1 pseudogene is annotated in these 504 nt (G+C 65.7%); it reads left to right on the forward strand.

The features are described 5' to 3' along the window. Positions 1-504 (forward strand): annotated as a pseudogene (locus AC6CH3_RS23430) (pyruvate dehydrogenase (acetyl-transferring), homodimeric type); the annotation flags it as partial.

Raw genomic sequence — 504 nt, forward strand, 5'->3', positions numbered from 1 at the left:
GAATTCCGGGACTATCTCAGGATTCCCATCTCCGACGCGCAGCTGGAAGAGGATCCCTACAGCCCGCCCTACTACCACCCGGGATGGGACGCCCCCGAAATGGCCTACCTCCTGGAGAGCCGTAAAGCGCTGGGAGGCTCCGTCCCCGAACGCCGGTTCAACCACGCGGCCGTTGAACTGCCCGAGGCCAAGACGTTCGAGGTCGCCAAGCGCGGTTCGGGCAAGCAGCAGGCCGCGACCACCATGGCCTTTGTCCGGCTGCTCAAGGACCTGCTCCGCGACAAGAAGTTCGGACACAGGATCGTTCCCATCGTGCCGGACGAATCGCGCACCTTCGGCATGGACGCGTTCTTCCCCACGGCCAAGATCTACAACCCCGGCGGCCAGAACTACCTGTCCGTGGACCGGGACCTCGTCCTGGCCTACAAGGAATCCGCGCAGGGCCAGCTGATCCACCCCGGCATCAACGAAGCCGGCGCCGTGGCAGCCTTCACCGCCGCCGGC

The organism is Arthrobacter sp. GQ119, assembly GCF_059759125.1.